We start from the raw sequence: 20,544 nt of genomic DNA on the forward strand, positions 1-20,544 counted from the left end.
TTCATCATAAGATACGTCTATTAAGGAATTGTGAATCCACTGTGAAATTCAGCCATGTTTTGGTAAACGAATCGTAAACGTTGTTCCTTGTTGTTCCGCCGATTCGATTTCGATCTCACCGTGATGAAGATCGACGATGTGCTTGACGATGGCAAGTCCGAGACCTGTTCCACCGGAATTACGGCTGCGTGCCTTATCGACGCGATAGAAACGTTCGAAGATGCGCTGCGTTTCCTTCGGATGGATACCAATCCCGTCATCTTTAATGATGAGTTGAACAGACTCTTCTCCATCTTCAAGTTGAATCCAGACGTTTCCTCCGTTTGGCGTGTAGTTCAGTGCATTCGCGACCAAGTTGACGACAACTTGTTTTAAGCGATTCAAATCCGCTCGAATGAATACCTCTTCTTCTGTTTCGATATGAATCGTCATCTCTTTTTCTTCTGCACGTCGATGCAACAGCGCTGCCGTTTCACGGACAAGACTTGTCACATCTACAATGGCTGTCTCAAGCTGATAGTTGTCTTGTTCCAAACGAGAAAGCTCGAGCAAGTCTTCCACCAGTGTTTGCATCCGTTCTGATTCATCATGAATGATTCGTAAAAACTGTTCTCGAATTTCCGGAACATCTTGCGCACCATCCAGTAAGGTCTCAGCAAATCCTTTGATCGAAGTAAGTGGCGTCTTCAATTCATGACTGACATTTGCAACGAAGTCTTTGCGCATCTGTTCGAGCTTTTTGATTTCCGTGATGTCGTTAAAGACGACTGTCGTCCCTTGCACGCGACCATTCTTATCAAAAATCGGAGCCGCACTGACCATGAACGTCCGACTGTTAATCCCAAATCGAACACTCGACTGTTTCCGGTTCGGTTTTTCAGTCAGATAGACATCTTCAATCACTTGACTCATCTTTTCATTCGGAAGGACTCGATAATACAACTTACCACTAGACGGTTCATGAATGTTGAACATTTCCCGGTACGTTCGATTAACGAGCAAGACATACCCTTTCTCATCAATCAGCATAAGACCGGCACCCATATACTCGATCAAGGATTCTAAGCGTGCTCGTTGCATCGCTTCACCAGACGATGCATTCTCAAGATTTCGTGCCAATAGATTAATCGAACGTCCTAAATCACGCGATTCATCCGGTGCTGTTAATTCATAGACACGTGACTTGTAATTTCCATGCGACAATTCATGAAGGACATCCGTCGCCTCTGCAATCGGTCGTAGGAATCGTTTTGTCGAACGGTAAATCGTCCAAAAAATGATGATGAGTGAAGCGAGTAGCGAGAAGAAGATGACCGTCCAAATTCGTGAATAGATAATATTCAAGTCTTTGGCGTAACGAATGAAGCTGACGTAAACTTCACCACCATCTGCAGTCGGAACGGGCTTCGTGAACTGAACGACACTATCGTCTGTTTTCGATTCAAAAGTCCCTTCGTCAGGAATCGCTGAGAAATTGAGCGTTGCTACTTTTACTTTCGTGACGTCGACCGGTGTACCAGCGATGATTTCCCCGCGTCCGTTAAATAAAATCATATCGAAATTAGATTCGGCGTACAGCTTGTTCACGTATCGTGACATATCGGCAATGTCACGCCCTTGTAAGATGGTCTCGACAAGAGAGGTCTCATCCATTAGTTTTTCTTTTTCATTTTGAACATAAAACTCTTTAAATGATTGTCCAAGTAAGAAACCGAGTGCAACTAGCACGAGACTGATGAATGAGAACATCTTGAAGATGAATCTCTTTCGATACTTACTCATTCTGGTTTAGGCTCCTCCATCTTATACCCGAGACCGCGAATCGTTTTAATATAAATCGGTTTTTTCGTATTCGGTTCGATTTTCTCACGGACGTGACTAATGTGAACATCCACGATACGTGTATCGCCGACAAAATCGTAATTCCAAATCGCTGATAACAGTTGATCGCGCGTCAGAACACGCCCTTTGTTTTTAGCAAGGTATACGAGCAGTTCAAATTCTTTAGGTGTCAGTTCAAGACGTTCTTCCGCTTTAAAGGCTTCATAGTTATCCGGAACGATTTTGACATCTCCAATTAGGATCGTGCCATCCGTCACCTCTTCTGGAGATGATGATTGATGACTCATCCGTCGTAAAATCGCTTTTACACGAGCAACGACTTCACGCGGACTGAACGGTTTCGTCAGATAATCGTCCGCTCCAAGTTCGAGACCGAGAACTTTATCGAACTCATCATCCTTTGCCGTCAACATCAAGATGGGTGTATTGATTTTTTGCTGGCGAAGACGTTTACACACTTCAAGACCATCAAGCTCCGGTAACATCAAATCTAAGACGATCAATGCCGCGTCTTGTTTTTCCGCTAATTTTAAACCAGACATCCCATCATGCGCTGTTTCAACGATGAAACCGGCTTGTTCTAAGTTGAACTTCAACAATGTTGCAATCGACAATTCGTCATCTACCACGATAATTTTATCTTTCAAACCTTGCATCCCCCTCAAGTTTCCTTCTTTTCGAATGAGGAATTCCGTGGAATCCGCTTCGTCTGTTTTCATCTTAACGACTTTTAATGGAAAACCACAAATCTTTCTGCGGTTTCTTTACATAATCTTTAAAGGAGCGTACTGATTCCTCCTGTTCATTCGTGTAAAACGTTCGAAAATGGGGAATCAGTAGATATCGTTAATTGTAGGAGGTCAAATGTATGGAATGGAATCATCCCCTTTTTGCAGCCATCACGGCGTGGTTCATCGCTCAAGCAGCGAAGCTCGTCACAAGTCTCGTGCGTACACGAAAATTTGATTTAGAAATCATGTTCGCTTCTGGTGGTATGCCTAGTTCACATAGCTCGACTGTCGTCGCGTTAGCTGTCGTCATCGGCTTTCAGGAAGGATTCTCTTCCTCTATTTTTGCGCTTGCCGCCGTCTTTGCAACCATCATCATGTATGATGCGACCGGTGTTCGCCAAGCCGTCGGTGTCCAAGCGAAATTGCTAAACGACTACTTTAAAGGAATTCGCCACGAGACTCCTCTATTGAATGAACTCGTTGGACATACTGAGTTCCAAGTATTCGTTGGTCTCTTGCTCGGTTTAGCTGTCGGCATCTTGTGGCCTGTTTTCTTCTTTTAAATCTACAACACAGCCCATCCGATTGGATGGGCTGTGTTGTATGACTTATGGTTTTAGAACGACCTTGATGCATCCATCTGTTCGATCGTTGAATGTTTGATAAGCTGCAGCAGCATCATCAAGTGCCACTCGATGAGTCACGATGTCCGTCGGATCAAACTCCTTGTTGATGATTTTCTGGAACAACTCTGGCATCAGGTGTACGACTGGAGCTTGTCCCATTTTCAGCGTAATGTTTCGAGTGAAGAAATCGCCAAGCGGGAACTGATTGTATTTTTTAGCGTAAACACCCGTCAATTGTACGGTTCCAAACTTCCGGACAGCGTCCTTCGCAATATCAATGGCACTTAATGTACCTCCTTGCAGACCAATCTTTTGCTCGATTTTCTCAACAGGTGACATTTTTCCGTCAAAACCAACACAATCAATGACGACGTCTGCTCCTCCTTGTGTCAATTCTTTGATGTAAGCACCGCTCTCTGCATGATCTGAAAAATTCACGGTTTCAACTTTATTCGTCACTTTGGCATGATTTAATCGATACACTTGATCATCTACTGCAATAACTCGTTTTGCGCCTTGCATCCACGCAAATTTTTGCGTCATCAATCCAACGGGTCCTGAGCCAAGGACAACAACCGTGTCCCCTTTTTTTACGCCTGCATGTAGGACACTCCAATAAGCTGTAGGTAAAACATCAGATAAGAACAGTAACGCTTCGTCTTCTAGTTCACACGATTCCGGAATCACAAGCGGCATGAAGTTTCCAAATGGGACTTTTAAATATTCCGCCTGACCACCAGGATGTCCACCAAACTCTTCTGTGAAACCGAAATACCCACCTGTATCGACATGCGGATTACCGTTCGAGTTATCGCACTGGCTCTCCATATCATGTTCACAAAAGAAACAATGACCACAAGCAACGTTAAACGGCAACACGACACGATCTCCCCGTTTGACCTTGGTTACACCTGGTCCCACCTCTTCGACAATGCCCATCGGTTCGTGACCAATGACATAATCTTTATGAGCCGGCATATTTCCCTGATAGATGTGTAAGTCCGAACCACAAATTGCAGTCGATGTGATCTTAACGATAATATCGTCTTGTTTGTCAATCGATGGATCTTTGACTTGTTTGACTTGGACATCTTTTGCTCCTTGGTACGTTACAGCGCGCATGTAAAATCCCCCTTGGTGGAATAAAATGACGTACCTTTGTCATTACCCTAATACAATCATTTTTTTACATGTTTTTTAAAATTGGAACTTTTCTCCTACATACATCGTATATTGTGGTCCGCTCACGGATTACCTTGCCCATACTGTCAGAATCCGCAACACCTACATATGGAACATCAAGGTTATTTTTTAAGGATTGGTTATTTGATTCCTTGGCTGACGTTCCTTCTCATACTGGTCTGTCCTTGGTATGCCAAATTGTCACACCATGCTTCCCCCTATCGGTTATGAGGAGACGAAAAAGACGAACCTGTCGAAAAGGACAGGTTCGTCTTTTTTTAATTCAGGATTTTAATAAGTCGAGCACAGAACGGACGGTAGAAGCTGATCGATTCAGTGCTTCCTGCTCCTCGGCAGTCAGCTCAAGTTCATACACATGCTCAACACCGTTCCCGCCAAGAATGACGGGTACGCCGAAGTACATATCATCGTATCCGTATTCTCCTTCGAGATAAGCGATTGCCGGAAGAATCCGTCGCTGATCCTTTAAAATCGCTTCAACCATCTCAGCAATCGCTGCTGCCGGCGCATAATAAGCAGAACCGTTTCCGAGTAACTGAACGATTTCACCGCCCCCTTTACGGGTCCGGTTGACAATCGCATCTAGTCGCTCCTTCGATACGAGCTTCTCGATTGGGATTCCTCCTGCCTGAGAATAGCGCAGTAGCGGTACCATATCATCTCCGTGTCCACCGAGCACGAATCCCGATACGTCCTTCACAGAAACGTTGAGTTCTTCTGCTAGAAACGTCCGAAAACGCGCCGTGTCGAGAACGCCGGACTGCCCGATGACGCGCTCCTTCGGAAAACCAGATGCCTGATAGACCGTATACGTCATCGCATCGACCGGGTTCGTCAAAACGATGATGATCGATTCTGGTGCGTGGGTGACGATTTCCTTCGTCACAGCTGTCATGACGGCGGCATTCGTACTTACAAGGTCTTCGCGGCTCATGCCCGGCTTTCGAGCAATGCCGGCAGTGATGACGACGATATCCGCACCGTTGATTTCTGCATAATCCGATGTCCCTTTTACCGAGGCATCAAATCCGAGGATCGGCGCTGCTTCTTGCATATCAAGCGCCTTTCCTTTCGTCGGATTCTCTTGCTCTGGTCGATCGACAAGGACGATATCACCTAACTCTTGCTGGGCAAGGTAGAGTGCCGTCGTCGCGCCCGTAAAGCCACTTCCTATGACTGCGATCTTCTTCCGTCTGTTCATCGACTCATTCCTCCTGATCGGATTACATGTTTTTGATGAGTTCGTCCGCGAATTCAGAACACTTCACTTCAGTCGCACCATCCATGAGACGCGCGAAGTCGTATGTGACGACTTTTGCTTCGATCGATGTTTCCATCGATTTGATGATGAGATCTGCTGCTTCGTTCCAACCGAGGTGACGGAACATCATTTCACCTGACAAGATGACAGATGATGGGTTTACTTTATCAAGTCCAGCGTATTTCGGTGCTGTACCGTGAGTTGCTTCAAAGATCGCGTGACCTGTCATGTAGTTGATGTTTGCGCCAGGTGCAATTCCGATACCACCGACTTGTGCAGCAAGTGCATCTGAGATGTAATCACCGTTCAAGTTCATTGTCGCAACGACATCGAACTCTTTTGGACGAGTCAAGATTTGTTGTAAGAAGATATCAGCGATGGAGTCTTTTACGATCAACTTACCAGCAGCTTCTGCGTCTGCTTGTGCTTTGTTCGCAGCGTCTGTTCCTTCTTCTTCCTTGATGCGATCGTACTGGTTCCAAGTGAAGACATGCTCTGCGTATTCACGCTCAGCAAGCTCGTAGCCCCAGTTTTTGAAAGCACCTTCCGTAAACTTCATGATGTTCCCTTTATGAACGAGCGTCAATGAAGCGCGTTTGTTCTCGAGTGCGTATTCGATTGCTGCGCGAACGAGGCGTTCTGTTCCCTCTTTTGAAATCGGTTTGATTCCAAGACCAGATGTCTCAGGGAAGCGGATTTTATTGACACCCATTTCATTTTGAAGGAATTGAAGCAGTTTTTCAGCGCCTTCGCTGCCTTCTGCGTATTCGATTCCTGCGTAGATGTCTTCAGTGTTTTCACGGAAGATGACCATGTCTGTATCTTCTGGGCGTTTAACCGGTGAAGGTACACCTGTGAAGTAACGAACTGGGCGAAGGCATGTGTACAAATCAAGCTCTTGACGAAGTGCAACGTTCAATGAACGAATACCGCCGCCGACTGGTGTCGTAAGTGGTCCTTTGATTGCGATGATGTGCTCACGAATAAGGTCAAGTGTCTCTTCTGGTAACCAGTTACCTGTTTTGTTGAATGCTTTTTCACCAGCGTATACTTCTTTCCATTCGATCTTTTTCTTACCGTTGTATGCTTTTTCAACTGCTGCATCGAATACACGTACAGCTGCATTCCAAATGTCAGGTCCTGTTCCGTCACCGATGATGAATGGAATGATTGGTGAGTTTGGAACTTGAAGTGTACCGTTCGTTACTGTGATGTTTTCGCCTTGAAGTGTAGCCATGTCTAAAAATCCCCCTTAAGTAATTGTGATCTACATCAAAAATCAGGAGAGGATTACTCCTCTCCGTCCTTTTAACGTTCTTGAATGGACACGTATGTCCGGTGCGTTTCACCCGTGTAGTCTGCACGCGGGCGAATCAGACGGTTATCGCTATATTGCTCTAAAATGTGCGCCAACCAACCTGACATCCGACTTACAGCAAAGATTGGAGTGAATAATTCTGTATCAAGTCCAAGTGCATGGTACGTAGAAGCAGAATAGAAATCAACATTTGGTTTCAATCCTTTTTCCGATTGGACGATTTCGTCAATCTTAACTGACATCTCGTACCACTTCGGCTCCCCGATTTGAGCAGTCAGCTGACGGCTCATTTCTTGAAGATGCTTCGCACGTGGGTCGCCGTCCTTGTAGACACGGTGACCGAAGCCCATGATTTTTTGCTTGTTCTCAAGTTTATTATGAACATACTCGTCAACCTTTTCAACCGAATCAATTTCAAGCAACATCTTCATGACGGCTTCGTTCGCTCCACCGTGAAGTGGTCCTTTTAATGCGCCCATCGCTGCTGTCACACCTGAGTAGACGTCAGAGAGTGTCGCGACACACACGCGTGCCGTGAACGTCGAAGCGTTCAACTCGTGATCAGCGTGAAGGACGAGCGCTTGATTGAAGGCTTTTTCCGCAACTTCCGTCGGTTCTTCGCCTGTCAACATGAACAAGAAGTTTCCTGCGTAAGAAAGACCTGTTTTAGGTGCAATCGGTTCTTGTCCTTTTTTGATACGTGCGTAAGCTGTAACAAGCGTTGCGATTTGCGCTTGTAATTTGATGGCTTTAGCGTAATTCGCCTCAGTCGACATATCTTCCGATGTTTCATCGTAAAGCGCGAGTTGAGAGAGCGCCGTCCGAATCGTCGCCATCGCATTCGCCGACTTTGGTGCTGCCTTCATCGTCTCGAGAACGGCAGTTGCGACTGTCGCTTCGGAAATCAATGCTTCCGACAGTTGCTTCAATTCCTCTTCTTTTGGTAGACGGTCGTTCCACAGTAAGAAGACGACTTCCTCAAATGAGGCGTGCTCCGCCAAATCATCAATCGTATAACCGCCATACGTCAATTGACCATCGATGATCGAACTGATTTTCGATGAAGTCGCGACGATTCCTTCTAAACCTTTAGTTTGCGTCATGACAATAATCCCCCTTTTTTCCCCAGAAATTTAAAACGCTTTCATTTCCGTATTGAAAAAAAGACGTCTACTCAAGAGTCGTTCCCCATGCTTGTACCGCTGTACTCTTGAATAAACCATCTTGTTTCTGTTCTTAGTATAAACAAAATTACCCAAAAAGTGAATGAACTTGCATACTATTATCAAAAAATTAATTCGTTCACTCGATGGATTCGACTCATCCAGTGAACGCTTTTGCGATGACATCCCACATTCCGATGACGAGTGCAGCAATGCCGGCACCAATTAACGGACCGACCGGTACGCCTCGGAAAAGTCCGACTGCAAGAATCGTTCCAGCTAGCAAAGCTGTCGTGACGAGCGGATCTTCTTTCATCAGTCCAACACCGTGTGCTGCGACGATTGCGACAAAAATTCCTGATAAAAATGAGATGATGCCGATATGTCCCCGAATGCTTTGTAGAAGTTCTTTAAATCCAATGTCCCCTGCTGCAATCGGTACAAGGATCGCTGCCGTAATCAACGTGACGCCCCAAGTGATTCCTTTTGCCTGCAAGGAAGGAAACAATCGACTGTCGAGCCCGATTGCCTTGATGATCAGTAGAAAGGCAGCAGCAATGATCAGTGATTTATTTTGTGCGATGACCCCGATGAAGACGAGGGCAATCAAAAATAGATAGGCTTCCATACGTCCTCCTCAAAAAAAAGACGGACATGACCTAAGTCACGTCCGTCATGAATGGATTATGCGTTATACAGTTTACCTGTCAATGGATCGATTGAGATCATTTGACCGTCTTTGAAGACTGTCAATGCATCTTCGACACCAACGATGACTGGTTTACCGAGTGATGGTCCAACGATTCCAGCATGGCTTGTCAATCCGCCATCAACTGTGATCATCGCAGCAGCCATTTCGATTGCAGGCATCATGTCACGATCTGTTGAGTTCGTAACGAGAATCATGCCTGGCTTCGCTTTCGCGTTTGCTTCTTCAGCGTTTTTTGCGATGACGACTTCGCCAACGACACCACGCTCACCGATTCCACGACCGTTTGCGATTTCTTTACCAACGATGTGGATTTTCAACATGTTCGTTGTACCAGCAGTCAAGGCAGGGATACCTGCTGAGATGACGACGAGGTCACCATCTGTAACGAAACCAGCATCTTTAGCTGTGTCCGCAGCAAGTGTCAACATATCATCCGTGTTGTCTGAGAGATGATCAACGACGATTGGGTACACGCCCCATACGATGTTCAACTGACGTGCGACACGTGCGCTTGGTGTAACAGCGACGATGTTCGGCTCCGGACGGTATTTCGAGATACGTGCTGCTGTGTAACCCGATTGTGTCGGTGTCAAGATTGCTTTTGCGTCCAAGTTGATCGCAGTGTGCGTAACGGCTTGAGCGATTGCGTCTGTAACTGTGTGCTCACTACGTGTTTGACGATCTTTCAACAAGAGCTTGTAGTCGAGCATTTTTTCTGTACGTTTTGCGATCGAGTGCATCATTTGGACAGATTCGATTGGATAGTCCCCTGCTGCTGTCTCACCTGAAAGCATGATTGCATCCGTACCATCAAGAATCGCGTTCGCGACGTCTGATGCTTCAGCACGTGTTGGACGTGGGAAACGCTGCATCGAATCAAGCATTTGTGTTGCTGTAATGACTGGTTTACCGAAGTCATTACAAAGCTTGATCAAGTCTTTTTGAGTTGGCGTAACTTCTTCCGTTGGGATCTCGATACCGAGGTCACCACGCGCTACCATCAAACCGTCCGAAATCGCGAGGATTTCTTCGATGTTATCGACACCTTCTTGGTTCTCGATTTTCGGGAAGATTTTGATGTGGCTCGCGTTGTTTTTCTCAAGCAATTGACGAATCGCAACGACGTCTGACGCACGGCGTACGAAAGATGCCGCAATCAAATCGATATCGCTCTTGATACCGAACTCGATATCAGCAATATCTTTTTCTGTCAAAGCAGGAAGGTTAACCTTCACGTTTGGCAAGTTAACGCCTTTTTTCGTCTTGATGACGCCTTCGTTTTCGATTGAACAACGAAGCTCACGGTTCGGAAGTTTTTCAGTGACACGAAGACCGATGAGACCGTCATCAAGCATGATCATCGAACCAACTTCGACATCATCATAGAGTCCTTCATATGTGACAGAGAATTTATCTTTCGTTCCGACGATTTCGTTTGCGTCTCCGCTGACGATGATGACTTCTTGACCACGTTCGAGAAGCGCTTTTCCTTCTTCAAACGAATGTGTACGGATTTCTGGTCCTTTCGTATCAAGAAGAATCGTAACGATTTTGTTTGCTTCTTCTGCTGCACGACGGATATCCGTGATACGTGCACCGTGCTCTTCATAATCGCCGTGTGAGAAGTTCAAACGAGCGACGTTCATACCTGCTTCGATCATTTCTGGAAGACGTTTTTCTGACGCCGGTCCAATCGTACATACAATTTTAGTTCTACGCATATTCCATAAACCTCCTACGGTGTTTGGCCAAGTTCTCTTGCCCATTTCAATCCTATCGACGTTCGTTAAATCGAAAGCTGTTTTGAAAGCTCGAGGATTTCAAGATCCAGCTCGTGTTTATTTTCGTCGAGTGCCTCATCGATATCGAGATCGATCATCTTACCGCCACGTACACCTACGACGCGTCCTTGTTTTCCTTGAAGTAGGATTTCGATGGCGTGCGCCCCCATCCGACTTGCAAGTACACGGTCCGCTGCCGTTGGTGCTCCACCACGTTGAACGTGACCAAGAACCGTGACGCGTGTATCGAGACCTGTTTCTTTTGCGATTGCGTCTCCCACGTCTTGAGCGCGACCCGCACCTTCGGCGACGATGACGATCGAGTGTTTTTTACCGCGGTTGACACCACTTTGAATTCGCTCGAGGACTTCTGTTAAATCTTCAGGGCGCTCAGGAACAAGAATTGATTCCGCTCCACCAGCAAGTCCTGCGTATAATGCGATATCACCTGCATCGCGTCCCATGACTTCAATGACATATGTCCGCTCATGTGATGATGCTGTATCACGAATTTTATCGATGGCTTCGAGCGCCGTGTTAAGCGCTGTATCAAACCCAATCGTATAATCCGTTCCTGGAATGTCGTTATCGATCGTACCTGGTAGTCCGATTGTCGGGAAACCAAGTCCTGTCAATTTTTGGGCACCACGATACGACCCGTCTCCGCCTACGACGACGAGTGCATCAATTTCAAATTTCTGAAGATTGACGACTGCTTTTGCTCGTCCTTCTTCCGTACGGAACTCAGGGCAACGTGCCGAACGTAAGAACGTTCCACCTCGTTGAATGATGTCGCCGACTGATCCAAGGTTCAACTGGACAATGTCCCCGTTGATTAATCCTTGATAGCCATTGTAGACACCAAATACTTCTAAGCCATGAAAAATCGCTTTACGCGTGACAGCACGCACCGCGGCGTTCATACCTGGTGCATCGCCGCCACTCGTTAAGACAGCAATCCGTTTTAAACTCACGTTAATCACCTCTCCATTAATCTGAATCTAAAATAGCACGTTGTTTTCTTGTTTTACAACAGGGCAGATTGCATAAACTTTCCCTTGGTTTTTCATCACTGAATCCGGAAATGAGTAATATCAATCATGATAGCGATTACATGGTGCTTATGTGCCAATTTGGTGATATTTTTCGGTCCGTTGATTGATGAGCTCTTCCTTGGTCAAATGAACCAATGATTCGAGCTTCTGTACCAATACAGTTTTTAATTTATCCGCCTGTAATGACACATCAAGATGGGCTCCCCCGACGACTTCCGGAATGATCGCATCCGCAATCCCGAGTCGTAACAAATCGGGTGCTGTGATTTTCATCGATTCCGCCGCTTTTTCCGCAAGACTCGCGTCTTTCCATAGTAGTGCTGCAGCACCTTCAGGAGAAATGACGGAATACGTTGAGTTCTCGAGCATCAAGAGTTGATCGCATACTCCGATTCCTAAAGCACCACCTGACCCTCCTTCACCGATTACGATCGAGACGATCGGAACCGTCATGCCAGCCATCTCAAACAAGTTTTTCGCAATCGCTTCACTTTGACCGCGTTCTTCTGCAGCACGTCCAGGATAAGCCCCTTTCGTGTCGATGAACGTAATGATCGGTCGATTGAATTTCTCCGCTTGTTGCATGAGACGTAGTGCTTTTCGGTATCCTTCCGGATGTGGCATCCCGAAATTACGACGAATGTTTTCTTTAGTGTCTTTCCCGCGTTGGTGACCGATGATCGTCACCGGACGACCATTCAATGTTCCGATTCCGCCGACGATTGCCGCATCATCATATCCATGACGATCTCCGTGCAATTCGATGAAATCTTCACAAATCGATTCAATGTAATCGAGTGTCGTTGGACGTTCTGGATGACGTGCCAACTGAACACGATTCCACGCTTTCATATTCCCGTAAATATCGAGTTCTAACCGATGAAGACGTTCTTCAAGAAGTTGGAGTTCTTCCTTGAAATCAAGTCCTTGTGTTTCCGCCATATCGTGGAGCTCAAGAATTTTTTCACGTAAAGCAATGACTGGTTGGTCAAATGGTTGCATGGTTCGTTCCCTCCGCATGTAGCTTTAAGATTCGCGTATAGTACGTCTTCAGATCATGTCGTGATACGACATCGTCCAATTGACCTGCTTGTAATAAGAATTCTGCTGTTTGGAAATCTTCCGGTAGTTTTTCACGAATCGTCTGTTCAATGATTCGTCGACCTGCAAACCCGATCAACGCACCTGGTTCAGCGATATTGAAGTCACCGAGCATCGCAAAACTTGCTGATACACCACCGGTTGTAGGATGCGTCATACAAGAAATATAAAGTAATCCAGCGTCTGAATGCTGTTTTAAGAAAAGACTCGATTTCGCCATTTGCATGAGACTGACCATACCTTCTTGCATCCGGGCTCCACCTGAAGCGGAGAAAATCGTGACAGGTAGACGATGTTTCGTTGCATAACGAACAGCTTCAGAAATCGCAGCACCGACTGCCGCTCCCATCGAACCCATCCGGAATCGCGCATCCATGACACAAGCGACGAGTGGGTGACCATTCACATTCCCGACGCCACAGACGATCGCTTCCTCAAGACCCGTTCTGACTTGGTCGCCTTTTAATTTTTCCGGATAGTCTTGGAATCCGAGTGGATCCGCTTGAACTGCCGGCAGATCGAAATACGTTACCGAACCTTCATCGAATAACTGTGTAAAACGTTCTTGAGCGGTCAATGGATGATGATACCCACATGAACAGACACGTAAGTTCGCCTCCAGTTGTTTCGTATATTGGATCAATTTACATTTCGGACATTTTGTCATTAGGCCAACCGGTACATCGACACGCTGCTCCTTTGAAGTCAGCGTGACGAATTTTTTAGGTTTTCGAAAAAATGCTTGCACGTTCAGTTCCCCCTTGTCATCCTATGGGCGGTTCAAGAGTTGTTCCCGTTCCGCCTGCGTATAGAGTTCCCCTTGACCGAAGCTTTTATGGAAGGCATTGACTTGTCGCCAGATTCGTTCAAACAGATCGTTGTCGACCGTCTGAATCAACGTCTCACGAAACGCAGCATCGGATGCAACGACTGGTGCAAGCACCGAAAGGTCATCCAGTTGCGCGAGCGCTGCTTGCTCAAGCAAGCGAAGCGTTCCTGCCAAGTCTTCGAACTTCGAATCGCCAGTCACTAAGAATTGAGCAATGATTTGAATATAGGTATGATCGTCACGGTTCAATAGAAAGCTTCCGCCCCCATGTCGTGTCTCGACGATTCCTAAATATGCGAGCGTCCGTAATGCTTCTCGTACGGACGGTCGGCTGATGGATAAACGTTCTGCCAGTTCCCGTTCTGATGGAATCCGGTCTCCTGGAACTAATCCATCTTGTTCGATCATCAATTTAATCGCCGCGATATTGGCTTCAAATGCATTTCGTTTCTTCTCCATATCGATACGGCACCACCTTTCTGACCCTTCAGTCGGTTGCTTTATTCGGTGGCATTGGTCAGACCAATTACCCCTTATTATAACAAATCTTATTACCTAGTACTAGTTTGAGCGAGGGACATTTTTCAAGACGACATGATCTTCACCAAACTGCATGCGTAGACGAGCCATTAATTCCTCGTCATGGCGAACCGCATAGAGTGGTGGTAACGATTTCGTCTCACGTGAATCAGCGTAGCGAACGACGACCGGAATATCACCTGGTACCGTTTCAAGCAACTGTTCGAGAGCGGCAAGCTCATTTTTCGACGTTAACTTGATGAACAAAACATCTTGTCCCAGTGGTCGTAGGCGTTCCAATATGAATTGACGCTCTCCTTCGCGATCTTGAACCTTTAATTCGATTAACAACACATTCCCTAAATAAAGTGACCGGCGGAATCGTTCATATTGACTCGGGAAGACGACGACCTCTTCATTCGAATAACCGTCGACTGCCTGAATGACAGCCATCGTTTGACCACGTTTCGTCTTGAATTCTCGGAGTTGATCAATATAGCAGACTAAATAATGCGTATCTGTTCCGACTCCAAGGTCATGAAAATAGGTAGACTCGATCGGTGATTTCATCGCTGTCGTTAATGGCGAATACGTCAACCAGAACCCGAGCGATTCTCGTTCTAGACGTGCCCAGTCAGAATCGCTTCGATTCGATGACTTTTGCGTCCGACGCTTCCCTAGGATGGCTAATTCATCTGGCAATAAGGTGTTCGACGACTCCGTGAAATACTCAAGTACCTCTTGTTCAGCAAGCCCGCGATCTCCGTGCGTCGCGCGATCTAACGCTCCACTGTAGAGTAACAATTCAATTTTTGCGCGTTCCTTCTTACCCCAACCGACTTGAGTCAATAGGTCAGCGATCGTCGCCGCATGCTTCGATACCTCTTTCAACCGCTCAAACTCTCGTTCAGAAATACCTTTAATGACATGGATTCCGAGTCGAATCCCTTTGCCTTCCAAGGAAGAACGATAATCTGAAATCCAGATATCGGGTGGCAAGATCGGAAGACGTCGTTCGCGCATCAACCGAACGAGACGTTCCGGTTGTTCCACTGAAACGAGTAAGAAAATGTGTGGGAAATGGGCTTTGATATACCCGAGAGCATAACTGATTTTTGAATAGGCGACCGCGTGACTTCGGTTGAATCCATATCCAGCAAATCGTTCGATTTGCTCATATAAGGAACTGGCAATCGTATCATCGAATCCATTCGATTTTGCTCCTTCAAGGAACCGAACTCGCTCCTGCTCAAGGGAATCCGTACTTTTCTTCGAAATCGCACGACGTAATAAATCCGCTTGTGCCAGCGTAAAACCAGCCACGCGGCGCGTGATTTCCATGACTTGCTCCTGATAGACGATGATGCCATGCGTTGAGGCAAGCACTTCCTCTAACACCGGATGCAACATCTGATAAGGTTGACCGGCTTTTCGCTTCGCGTATAGATCAATGAATTTCATCGGTCCCGGACGATACAGTGACATCGTTGCCACCAAATCCTCGAACCGATTCGGTTTTACGTCGCGGAGTGTCTGCTTCATTCCGGACGATTCGAATTGGAAGATATCATCCGTTTCAGCACGGGCAAAGACTTGGAACGTCGCGCGGTCTTCCTCTGGAATTTGCGTGAGTGTAAAGGAGGGTTGTTCTCTTCGAATCAATTCTTCCATCCGACGCAAACGACTTAAATTCCGTAACCCTAGCAAGTCGATTTTCAACAACCCTTGGCGTTCTAATGCCTGCATCAAAAACTGTGTCACGTACCGTTCATTTGGACCGGCTTCGACAGGTGTCGTCTCGACGAGATTCTCGGAACCGATGACGACACCAGCTGCGTGAACCGACCGTTGTCGCGGGAGACCTTCGACTGCTTGCGCGAGTTGCAAAAGTTGTCGGCGCTTTTCACTTCCAGAAAACCAACGATACATCTGTTTATTCTGTTCGACCCCTTGTAGCGTCGTTGATTTCCCGAGCTGTTTGACAGCCGCATCTAATTCATCCTTCGAAAACTCTAGCGTTCGTCCGACGTCTCTCAGAGCGGCTTTCGCACCAAGCGTCGACAATGTACCAATCTGCGCAACATGGTCTTGTCCATAACGCGTTACGAGATCTTCTAATACTTCTTCTCGCCGTTCATCTTCGATATCGATATCGATATCCGGCATCGAAATCCGCTCCGGGTTCAAGAATCGTTCGAATAGTAATCCGTATTTCAGTGGATCGACCGTCGTAATCCCAAGCGCATAGCTGACAAGCGACCCAGCTGCTGAACCACGACCTGGTCCAACGAAGATGCCTTTTGCTTTCGCGCGGCGGACAAGTTCTTCAACGATCAAGAAATAGTCGGCAAATCCTGTCTTATCGATGACAGACAACTCATAGGCGAGCCGTTCCTGCGCTTCTTTACTTTCATGACCATGCGCTAGTAATCCTTCTTCAGCATGCATCCGTAACAACGCATTCGAATCTTCTGCGACGCGTGGTAATGGACGTTGTTGAAACGGTAGTTCTAAGTGTTCAGATGTTGCGGCAAACTGCTCTGCCATCATGATTTCTCGCTCGGTAAAGTCTTCGAGTAATTCTTCCCGCGTCTTTAAATGCATCAGACGATCTGTTTTTTGATCCTGGAACGTCGTCGCTTCACGAATGGCACGAATCGCTTGATAAGCTGCGGCTTCATCTCGACGGAGGTAACGTACGGGATCAACCGGAATCGTCTCAACACCAAGCGCTGCTGCTACTTCTCGGTAACGCATACGACTCTCTCGTTCAACGGTCGAACGACTAGAGACTACGCCCATGTATGTCTGCGCCCCCTGAACATGTCCCATCCATTGAACGAAGGAACGACGTAAACGTGTCACATCTTCAGATGCCTGTCGCATCGGAACGAGCACTGCAATGAGTGATGAAACGTCCGTCTCCGATTGCCGGCTTGCTAATCGATACAGTTGGCGCAGTCCATCAGAAGAAAAAGCAAACCATAAGATACAAAACTCTTCTTCTTCGATTCGTTGCTCCCAGCCGACGACCGGTTGCACATTACGACGCTGACACGCATCGATGAATGCAGGAACTCCTGTCAATGTCGTTTCACAGATGACCGCTCGCTTAATTTGACGACGGACAAGCTCGTCTAGATACGTCTCGATACGAACTAAACTCTGTAATGGACTAAATTGCGTTCGAACATTTATATGCATCTTCCATTCTCCTTTCTCTTCTGATGGAGGTTTCTAAAAGTTTTCAGAACATTCATATCTAACTGACTCAAGTACTCGCCATCTGATTTATTATTCGCTACAATAAGTATAGAAATATCATGACGGGTACGGAAGGAGCGTTTCTCATGATTTTAAATCGTAGTCAAATCGCACGTGAAAAAGTCGAACAATTAAAGCTCGGTGTTACCGCTTTTACTGAAACGGAAGAAATCGCTGAGAAAATTCGCAAGTCTGTCGCCGAACTTCAACTGAATGTCATTGAAGATCACACAGATCGTGGTGTTTGGTTCATTCCGCAAGACAAAACAAAGACGCAATAAGCGTAAAAAGGCTGTTCGTTTCGCTTCCTCAATGAGAGGAGTGAGACCGAGCAGCCTTTTTCCATTTAAAACTGGAAGTTAGCAGCGACCTCATCCAGACGACGGACGACACGTTCGACTTCACTCAACTGCCCAATCGTTGCCCCGGACGCCATCGGATGTCCACCACCATTGAATTCTTTTGCTACTTCATTAATGACGGGACCTTTCGAACGAATCCGAATGCGCACTTCCTTATCCGTTTCGAGGAAGAGTGCCCAACATTTCATCCCTTTTAAACCAGCGAAGCTATTGACGAGCAAAGATGCTTGTTCAACCGTCGCTCCGAATTGTTTCAATGTATCCTGTGTCAAAACGACATATCCGACACCTTGATCCGTCAATTGAATATGTTGAAGAACATATCCTTGCACGTGGAGCGCCGCAAGTTCCATTTCGTACATATTGCGGTACAACCAATCCGTATCGATTCCCGCATCAATCAGTTGTGCCGCGACTTCAAACGTTCGTTTCGTCGTACCACGGAACTGGAAACGTCCCGTATCGCCGACGATTCCTGCGTAGAATTGAATAGCAGCAGCTGTTGGAATGTCATATCCCCACTCATTCAATACATGAACGAGCAATTCAGACGTCGAGCTCATCGTCGTATCGACGAGTTGTACGGGTGCATATGGATCTTCATCCGGATGATGATCGATTTTAATGACGTTTTTCCCTGTCATCGCGAGTTTCCCATCGATCCGTGCTTGGTTCGCTGTATCAAGGATCACGACTAACGCTTCTTTATACAACACCTCGTCTACTTGGTCGAGTTCACCCATGAACGACAGTGATGTTGCCATCTCACCAGCAGATAAAATCGTCTTGCTCGGGAATTGATGTTGCAACGTCAATTGTAAGCCGAACTGACTACCGAGTGCATCGGGATCCGGACGTTCATGACGGTGAATGATGATTGTATCTGCCGCTTCAATTAGTTGTTTGATTTGCTCTTTCACTGTGCACAGCTCCTCTAATCTTGATATGATATTAGATGAAGACAAAAAGGAGGTCCTTTTAGCATGCAATTCATCCTCATCGCCCTCATCGTTTTCTCGCTTGGTAAGTATTTGTTAGCAAAACGCCGCGCGTTCCATACGAAAAGCACGAACCGAAAATACTTGTTCAATACACAAGCAAGCATTTGGTTGAGTCTGTTCGTCATCTTGTTTGCTGTCAACCAGTTCGTTTCGGGGAACGGATTAACGACACTTGTCGGAAAAATCGTCTGTTCTGTTTTAATCATCGTCGGTGTTGCTTCGTTCATCGCTGGATTCATCCGGTACAAAAAGATTTATCCGTATGTTGTCCGCGAGATGGAGCAATCCTAAGCAAGATTCAGAGGAACCGAAGTCACCTGACTTCGGTTCCTTTTTATATGCCGTTAACGGTCAATGAGTTGAGACGTCACGAGCGCTTTCGCTACGATTTGTGTCCCTTGATACATCTCGACATCGACCTTCCCAAATTTCCGACCGACGTCAAAGACATTCGCTCGAATCGTTACCGTACTTTCAATTTGAACGGGTTTAATGAAATAGATGCTGACGTTCTCGATGACGAGGTCACCTTTTTTCATATGACGTAACATCCGTGTCGCTCCTTCGACTAGAAGTGTCGTTAAGACACCACTCGAAGCAGTTCCCATGAAGTTTGTCATTTGCGGTGAGACTTCAAGCGATAAGTACGGTCCCCGTTCGTCCTCAGCTGCTTTGATTTGTCCTGTAATCAAATCGTCGAATGTCTCCCCGACCTGCGGCTGTCGATTCGCGAGTTGTAATGCTTTTAAGACATCTTGGCGACTAATGATTCCGAGCAATCGACCATATTGATCGATGACCGGCAACATCTCGATCCCTTCCCAGACCATCTGATGCGCGGAGTTCGTAACACTCGTACGAATACCGACTGTGATCGGATGCCGCGTCATGACTTTTTCAACAGCCCAGTCATGCGGACGGTCAATGATGTCCTTCGCTGTCACGACACCGACGACCTTCATCTGTTCGTCGATGACTGGGTAACGATTGTGTTTTGTCTGTTCGTTTAGCTCATGCCAGCGTGAAATGGGATCCGTCGTCTGTAAATAGAACGTGTCATGTAACGGGATTAAGATGTCCGAGACGAGTAAGATTTCCTTTTTGATCAATCGATCATAGATCGCTCGGTTAATCATCGTCGCGACCGTGAACGTATCATATGACGTCGAAATGATTGGCAACTCCATCTCATCTGCTAATCGTTTCGCATCCTCTGTCGTATCGAATCCACCGGTGATTAATACGGCAGCCCCTGCTTCAAGCACGAGTTCATGCGCTTTTTCGCGATTTCCAATGATAACGAGACTATCGACATCGATATAACGCATCATCGCTTCGAGTTTCATTGCGCCAATGACGAATTTCGTCAGTGTCTTGTGTAATCCGTTTCGTCCACCGAGGACCTGACCATCAACGATGTTCACGACTTCCGCAAACGTTAGCTTCTCGATATTTTCTTTTTGTTTCTTTTTAATCCGAATCGTTCCGACTCGCTCGATCGTCGAAACGAAACCGAGATTCTCCGCTTCCTTGATTGCGCGATAGGCCGTTCCTTCGGATACGGTCAAGTCCTTCGCGATTTGTCGGACGGAAATCTTCGTTCCGACATCAAGATCTTCGATATGTCGAATGATCTGTTCGTGTTTCGTAGGCATACTGTATCCCTTCTTTTCCTTTTTTCTACTCTCCTGTCATTATACTGTACTACTCTAAAGATGAAAACGTGTACTAGTCTGATTTACGATAAATGTTTTTCGAATCGGACGATGGTATACT

General features: G+C 46.4%; 18 protein-coding genes. 3 read left to right on the plus strand and 15 right to left on the minus strand.

Annotation, left to right across the window (positions count from 1 at the left end; translation table 11 throughout):
• Positions 1-48 precede the first annotated feature (48 nt).
• Together pnpS and K6T22_RS12315 are read right to left on the minus strand one after the other, a co-directional pair.
• Positions 49-1,782, minus strand: coding sequence for a two-component system histidine kinase PnpS (gene pnpS / locus K6T22_RS12310; protein WP_238237538.1), 1,734 nt, complete (start codon positions 1,780-1,782; stop codon positions 49-51).
• Positions 1,779-2,489, minus strand: coding sequence for a response regulator transcription factor (locus K6T22_RS12315; RefSeq protein WP_238237540.1), 711 nt, complete (start codon positions 2,487-2,489; stop codon positions 1,779-1,781). Before K6T22_RS12315 ends, pnpS begins: the two co-directional genes overlap by 4 nt.
• 221 nt (positions 2,490-2,710) lie before the next feature.
• Between K6T22_RS12315 and K6T22_RS12320 the strand changes: the two genes are divergently transcribed.
• Entirely contained in the window at positions 2,711-3,136 is a 426-nt protein-coding gene (locus tag K6T22_RS12320; RefSeq protein ID WP_238237542.1) for a divergent PAP2 family protein, read from the plus strand.
• A 45-nt stretch (positions 3,137-3,181) separates the two neighbouring features.
• Here the strand turns inward: K6T22_RS12320 and K6T22_RS12325 are convergent, their stop codons facing one another.
• The 11 genes from K6T22_RS12325 to dnaE form a co-directional block, all read right to left on the minus strand.
• Positions 3,182-4,321 (minus strand): zinc-dependent alcohol dehydrogenase, encoded by a 1,140-nt coding sequence (locus K6T22_RS12325; protein ID WP_238237543.1) that lies wholly within the window; start codon positions 4,319-4,321, stop codon positions 3,182-3,184.
• Between the two features lie 343 nt (positions 4,322-4,664).
• A complete protein-coding gene (gene mdh / locus K6T22_RS12330) occupies positions 4,665-5,603 on the minus strand; it encodes a malate dehydrogenase (RefSeq protein WP_238237544.1) in 939 nt (312 codons plus the stop codon).
• A 22-nt stretch (positions 5,604-5,625) separates the two neighbouring features.
• On the minus strand, positions 5,626-6,900 hold the full coding sequence (gene icd / locus K6T22_RS12335; protein WP_238237545.1) for an NADP-dependent isocitrate dehydrogenase: 1,275 nt from the start codon (positions 6,898-6,900) through the stop codon (positions 5,626-5,628).
• 71 nt (positions 6,901-6,971) lie between these two features.
• Positions 6,972-8,084, minus strand: a complete 1,113-nt coding sequence (gene citZ, locus K6T22_RS12340; protein ID WP_023469035.1) for a citrate synthase — start codon at positions 8,082-8,084, stop codon at positions 6,972-6,974.
• A gap of 217 nt (positions 8,085-8,301) precedes the next feature.
• Positions 8,302-8,772, minus strand: a complete 471-nt coding sequence (locus K6T22_RS12345; RefSeq protein WP_238237546.1) for a DUF441 domain-containing protein — start codon at positions 8,770-8,772, stop codon at positions 8,302-8,304.
• A 56-nt stretch (positions 8,773-8,828) separates the two neighbouring features.
• Complete coding sequence (pyk, locus tag K6T22_RS12350; protein ID WP_238237547.1) at positions 8,829-10,577, minus strand: pyruvate kinase; 1,749 nt, start codon at positions 10,575-10,577, stop codon at positions 8,829-8,831.
• 65 nt (positions 10,578-10,642) lie between these two features.
• Positions 10,643-11,611, minus strand: coding sequence for a 6-phosphofructokinase (gene pfkA / locus K6T22_RS12355; protein ID WP_268023601.1), 969 nt, complete (start codon positions 11,609-11,611; stop codon positions 10,643-10,645).
• Positions 11,612-11,758: 147 nt separating this feature from the next.
• Positions 11,759-12,694, minus strand: a complete 936-nt coding sequence (gene accA / locus K6T22_RS12360) for an acetyl-CoA carboxylase carboxyl transferase subunit alpha (protein ID WP_238237548.1) — start codon at positions 12,692-12,694, stop codon at positions 11,759-11,761.
• Positions 12,681-13,541: an acetyl-CoA carboxylase, carboxyltransferase subunit beta gene (accD, locus tag K6T22_RS12365; RefSeq protein WP_023469040.1), complete on the minus strand. Its 861-nt coding sequence runs from the start codon at positions 13,539-13,541 to the stop codon at positions 12,681-12,683. Before accD ends, accA begins: the two co-directional genes overlap by 14 nt.
• Before the next feature lie 21 nt (positions 13,542-13,562).
• The gene (locus tag K6T22_RS12370) at positions 13,563-14,081 is read right to left on the minus strand and encodes a FadR/GntR family transcriptional regulator (protein ID WP_238237553.1); all 519 of its coding nucleotides are present in this window, start codon (positions 14,079-14,081) and stop codon (positions 13,563-13,565) included.
• A 102-nt stretch (positions 14,082-14,183) separates the two neighbouring features.
• On the minus strand, positions 14,184-17,345 hold the full coding sequence (dnaE, locus tag K6T22_RS12375) for a DNA polymerase III subunit alpha (protein WP_238237554.1): 3,162 nt from the start codon (positions 17,343-17,345) through the stop codon (positions 14,184-14,186).
• Positions 17,346-17,491: 146 nt separating this feature from the next.
• On the opposite strand from dnaE, the gene K6T22_RS12380 reads away from it, so the two are divergent.
• Positions 17,492-17,686 carry a YtzJ family protein gene (locus tag K6T22_RS12380; RefSeq protein WP_050677656.1) on the plus strand — a complete coding sequence of 65 codons (195 nt, stop codon included), beginning with the start codon at positions 17,492-17,494 and terminating at the stop codon, positions 17,684-17,686.
• A gap of 65 nt (positions 17,687-17,751) precedes the next feature.
• Here K6T22_RS12380 and K6T22_RS12385 read toward each other — a convergent pair whose 3' ends face one another.
• A complete protein-coding gene (locus tag K6T22_RS12385; protein WP_238237555.1) occupies positions 17,752-18,687 on the minus strand; it encodes a DHH family phosphoesterase in 936 nt (311 codons plus the stop codon).
• 63 nt (positions 18,688-18,750) lie between these two features.
• Between K6T22_RS12385 and K6T22_RS12390 the strand changes: the two genes are divergently transcribed.
• Positions 18,751-19,059, plus strand: coding sequence for a YtpI family protein (locus K6T22_RS12390; RefSeq protein WP_238237556.1), 309 nt, complete (start codon positions 18,751-18,753; stop codon positions 19,057-19,059).
• Between the two features lie 53 nt (positions 19,060-19,112).
• Here K6T22_RS12390 and K6T22_RS12395 read toward each other — a convergent pair whose 3' ends face one another.
• Positions 19,113-20,423, minus strand: a complete 1,311-nt coding sequence (locus K6T22_RS12395) for a DRTGG domain-containing protein (protein ID WP_023469046.1) — start codon at positions 20,421-20,423, stop codon at positions 19,113-19,115.
• Positions 20,424-20,544 lie beyond the last annotated feature (121 nt).

The organism is Exiguobacterium acetylicum, assembly GCF_022170825.1.
GTDB classification, from domain to species: domain Bacteria; phylum Bacillota; class Bacilli; order Exiguobacteriales; family Exiguobacteriaceae; genus Exiguobacterium_A; species Exiguobacterium_A acetylicum_B.

What these genes read in the sequence shown, in the direction of transcription:
- pyk (WP_238237547.1), bottom strand. Translation starts at nt 10,577, where the DNA reads ATGCGTAGAACTAAAATTGTATGTACGATTGGACCGGCGTCAGAAAAA.
- icd (WP_238237545.1), bottom strand. Translation starts at nt 6,900, where the DNA reads ATGGCTACACTTCAAGGCGAAAACATCACAGTAACGAACGGTACACTT.
- K6T22_RS12370 (WP_238237553.1), bottom strand. Translation starts at nt 14,081, where the DNA reads ATGGAGAAGAAACGAAATGCATTTGAAGCCAATATCGCGGCGATTAAA.
- K6T22_RS12380 (WP_050677656.1), top strand. Translation starts at nt 17,492, where the DNA reads ATGATTTTAAATCGTAGTCAAATCGCACGTGAAAAAGTCGAACAATTA.
- K6T22_RS12320 (WP_238237542.1), top strand. Translation starts at nt 2,711, where the DNA reads ATGGAATGGAATCATCCCCTTTTTGCAGCCATCACGGCGTGGTTCATC.
- pnpS (WP_238237538.1), bottom strand. Translation starts at nt 1,782, where the DNA reads ATGAGTAAGTATCGAAAGAGATTCATCTTCAAGATGTTCTCATTCATC.
- K6T22_RS12390 (WP_238237556.1), top strand. Translation starts at nt 18,751, where the DNA reads ATGCAATTCATCCTCATCGCCCTCATCGTTTTCTCGCTTGGTAAGTAT.
- citZ (WP_023469035.1), bottom strand. Translation starts at nt 8,084, where the DNA reads ATGACGCAAACTAAAGGTTTAGAAGGAATCGTCGCGACTTCATCGAAA.
- K6T22_RS12395 (WP_023469046.1), bottom strand. Translation starts at nt 20,423, where the DNA reads ATGCCTACGAAACACGAACAGATCATTCGACATATCGAAGATCTTGAT.
- accA (WP_238237548.1), bottom strand. Translation starts at nt 12,694, where the DNA reads ATGCAACCATTTGACCAACCAGTCATTGCTTTACGTGAAAAAATTCTT.
- K6T22_RS12325 (WP_238237543.1), bottom strand. Translation starts at nt 4,321, where the DNA reads ATGCGCGCTGTAACGTACCAAGGAGCAAAAGATGTCCAAGTCAAACAA.
- dnaE (WP_238237554.1), bottom strand. Translation starts at nt 17,345, where the DNA reads ATGCATATAAATGTTCGAACGCAATTTAGTCCATTACAGAGTTTAGTT.
- mdh (WP_238237544.1), bottom strand. Translation starts at nt 5,603, where the DNA reads ATGAACAGACGGAAGAAGATCGCAGTCATAGGAAGTGGCTTTACGGGC.
- K6T22_RS12345 (WP_238237546.1), bottom strand. Translation starts at nt 8,772, where the DNA reads ATGGAAGCCTATCTATTTTTGATTGCCCTCGTCTTCATCGGGGTCATC.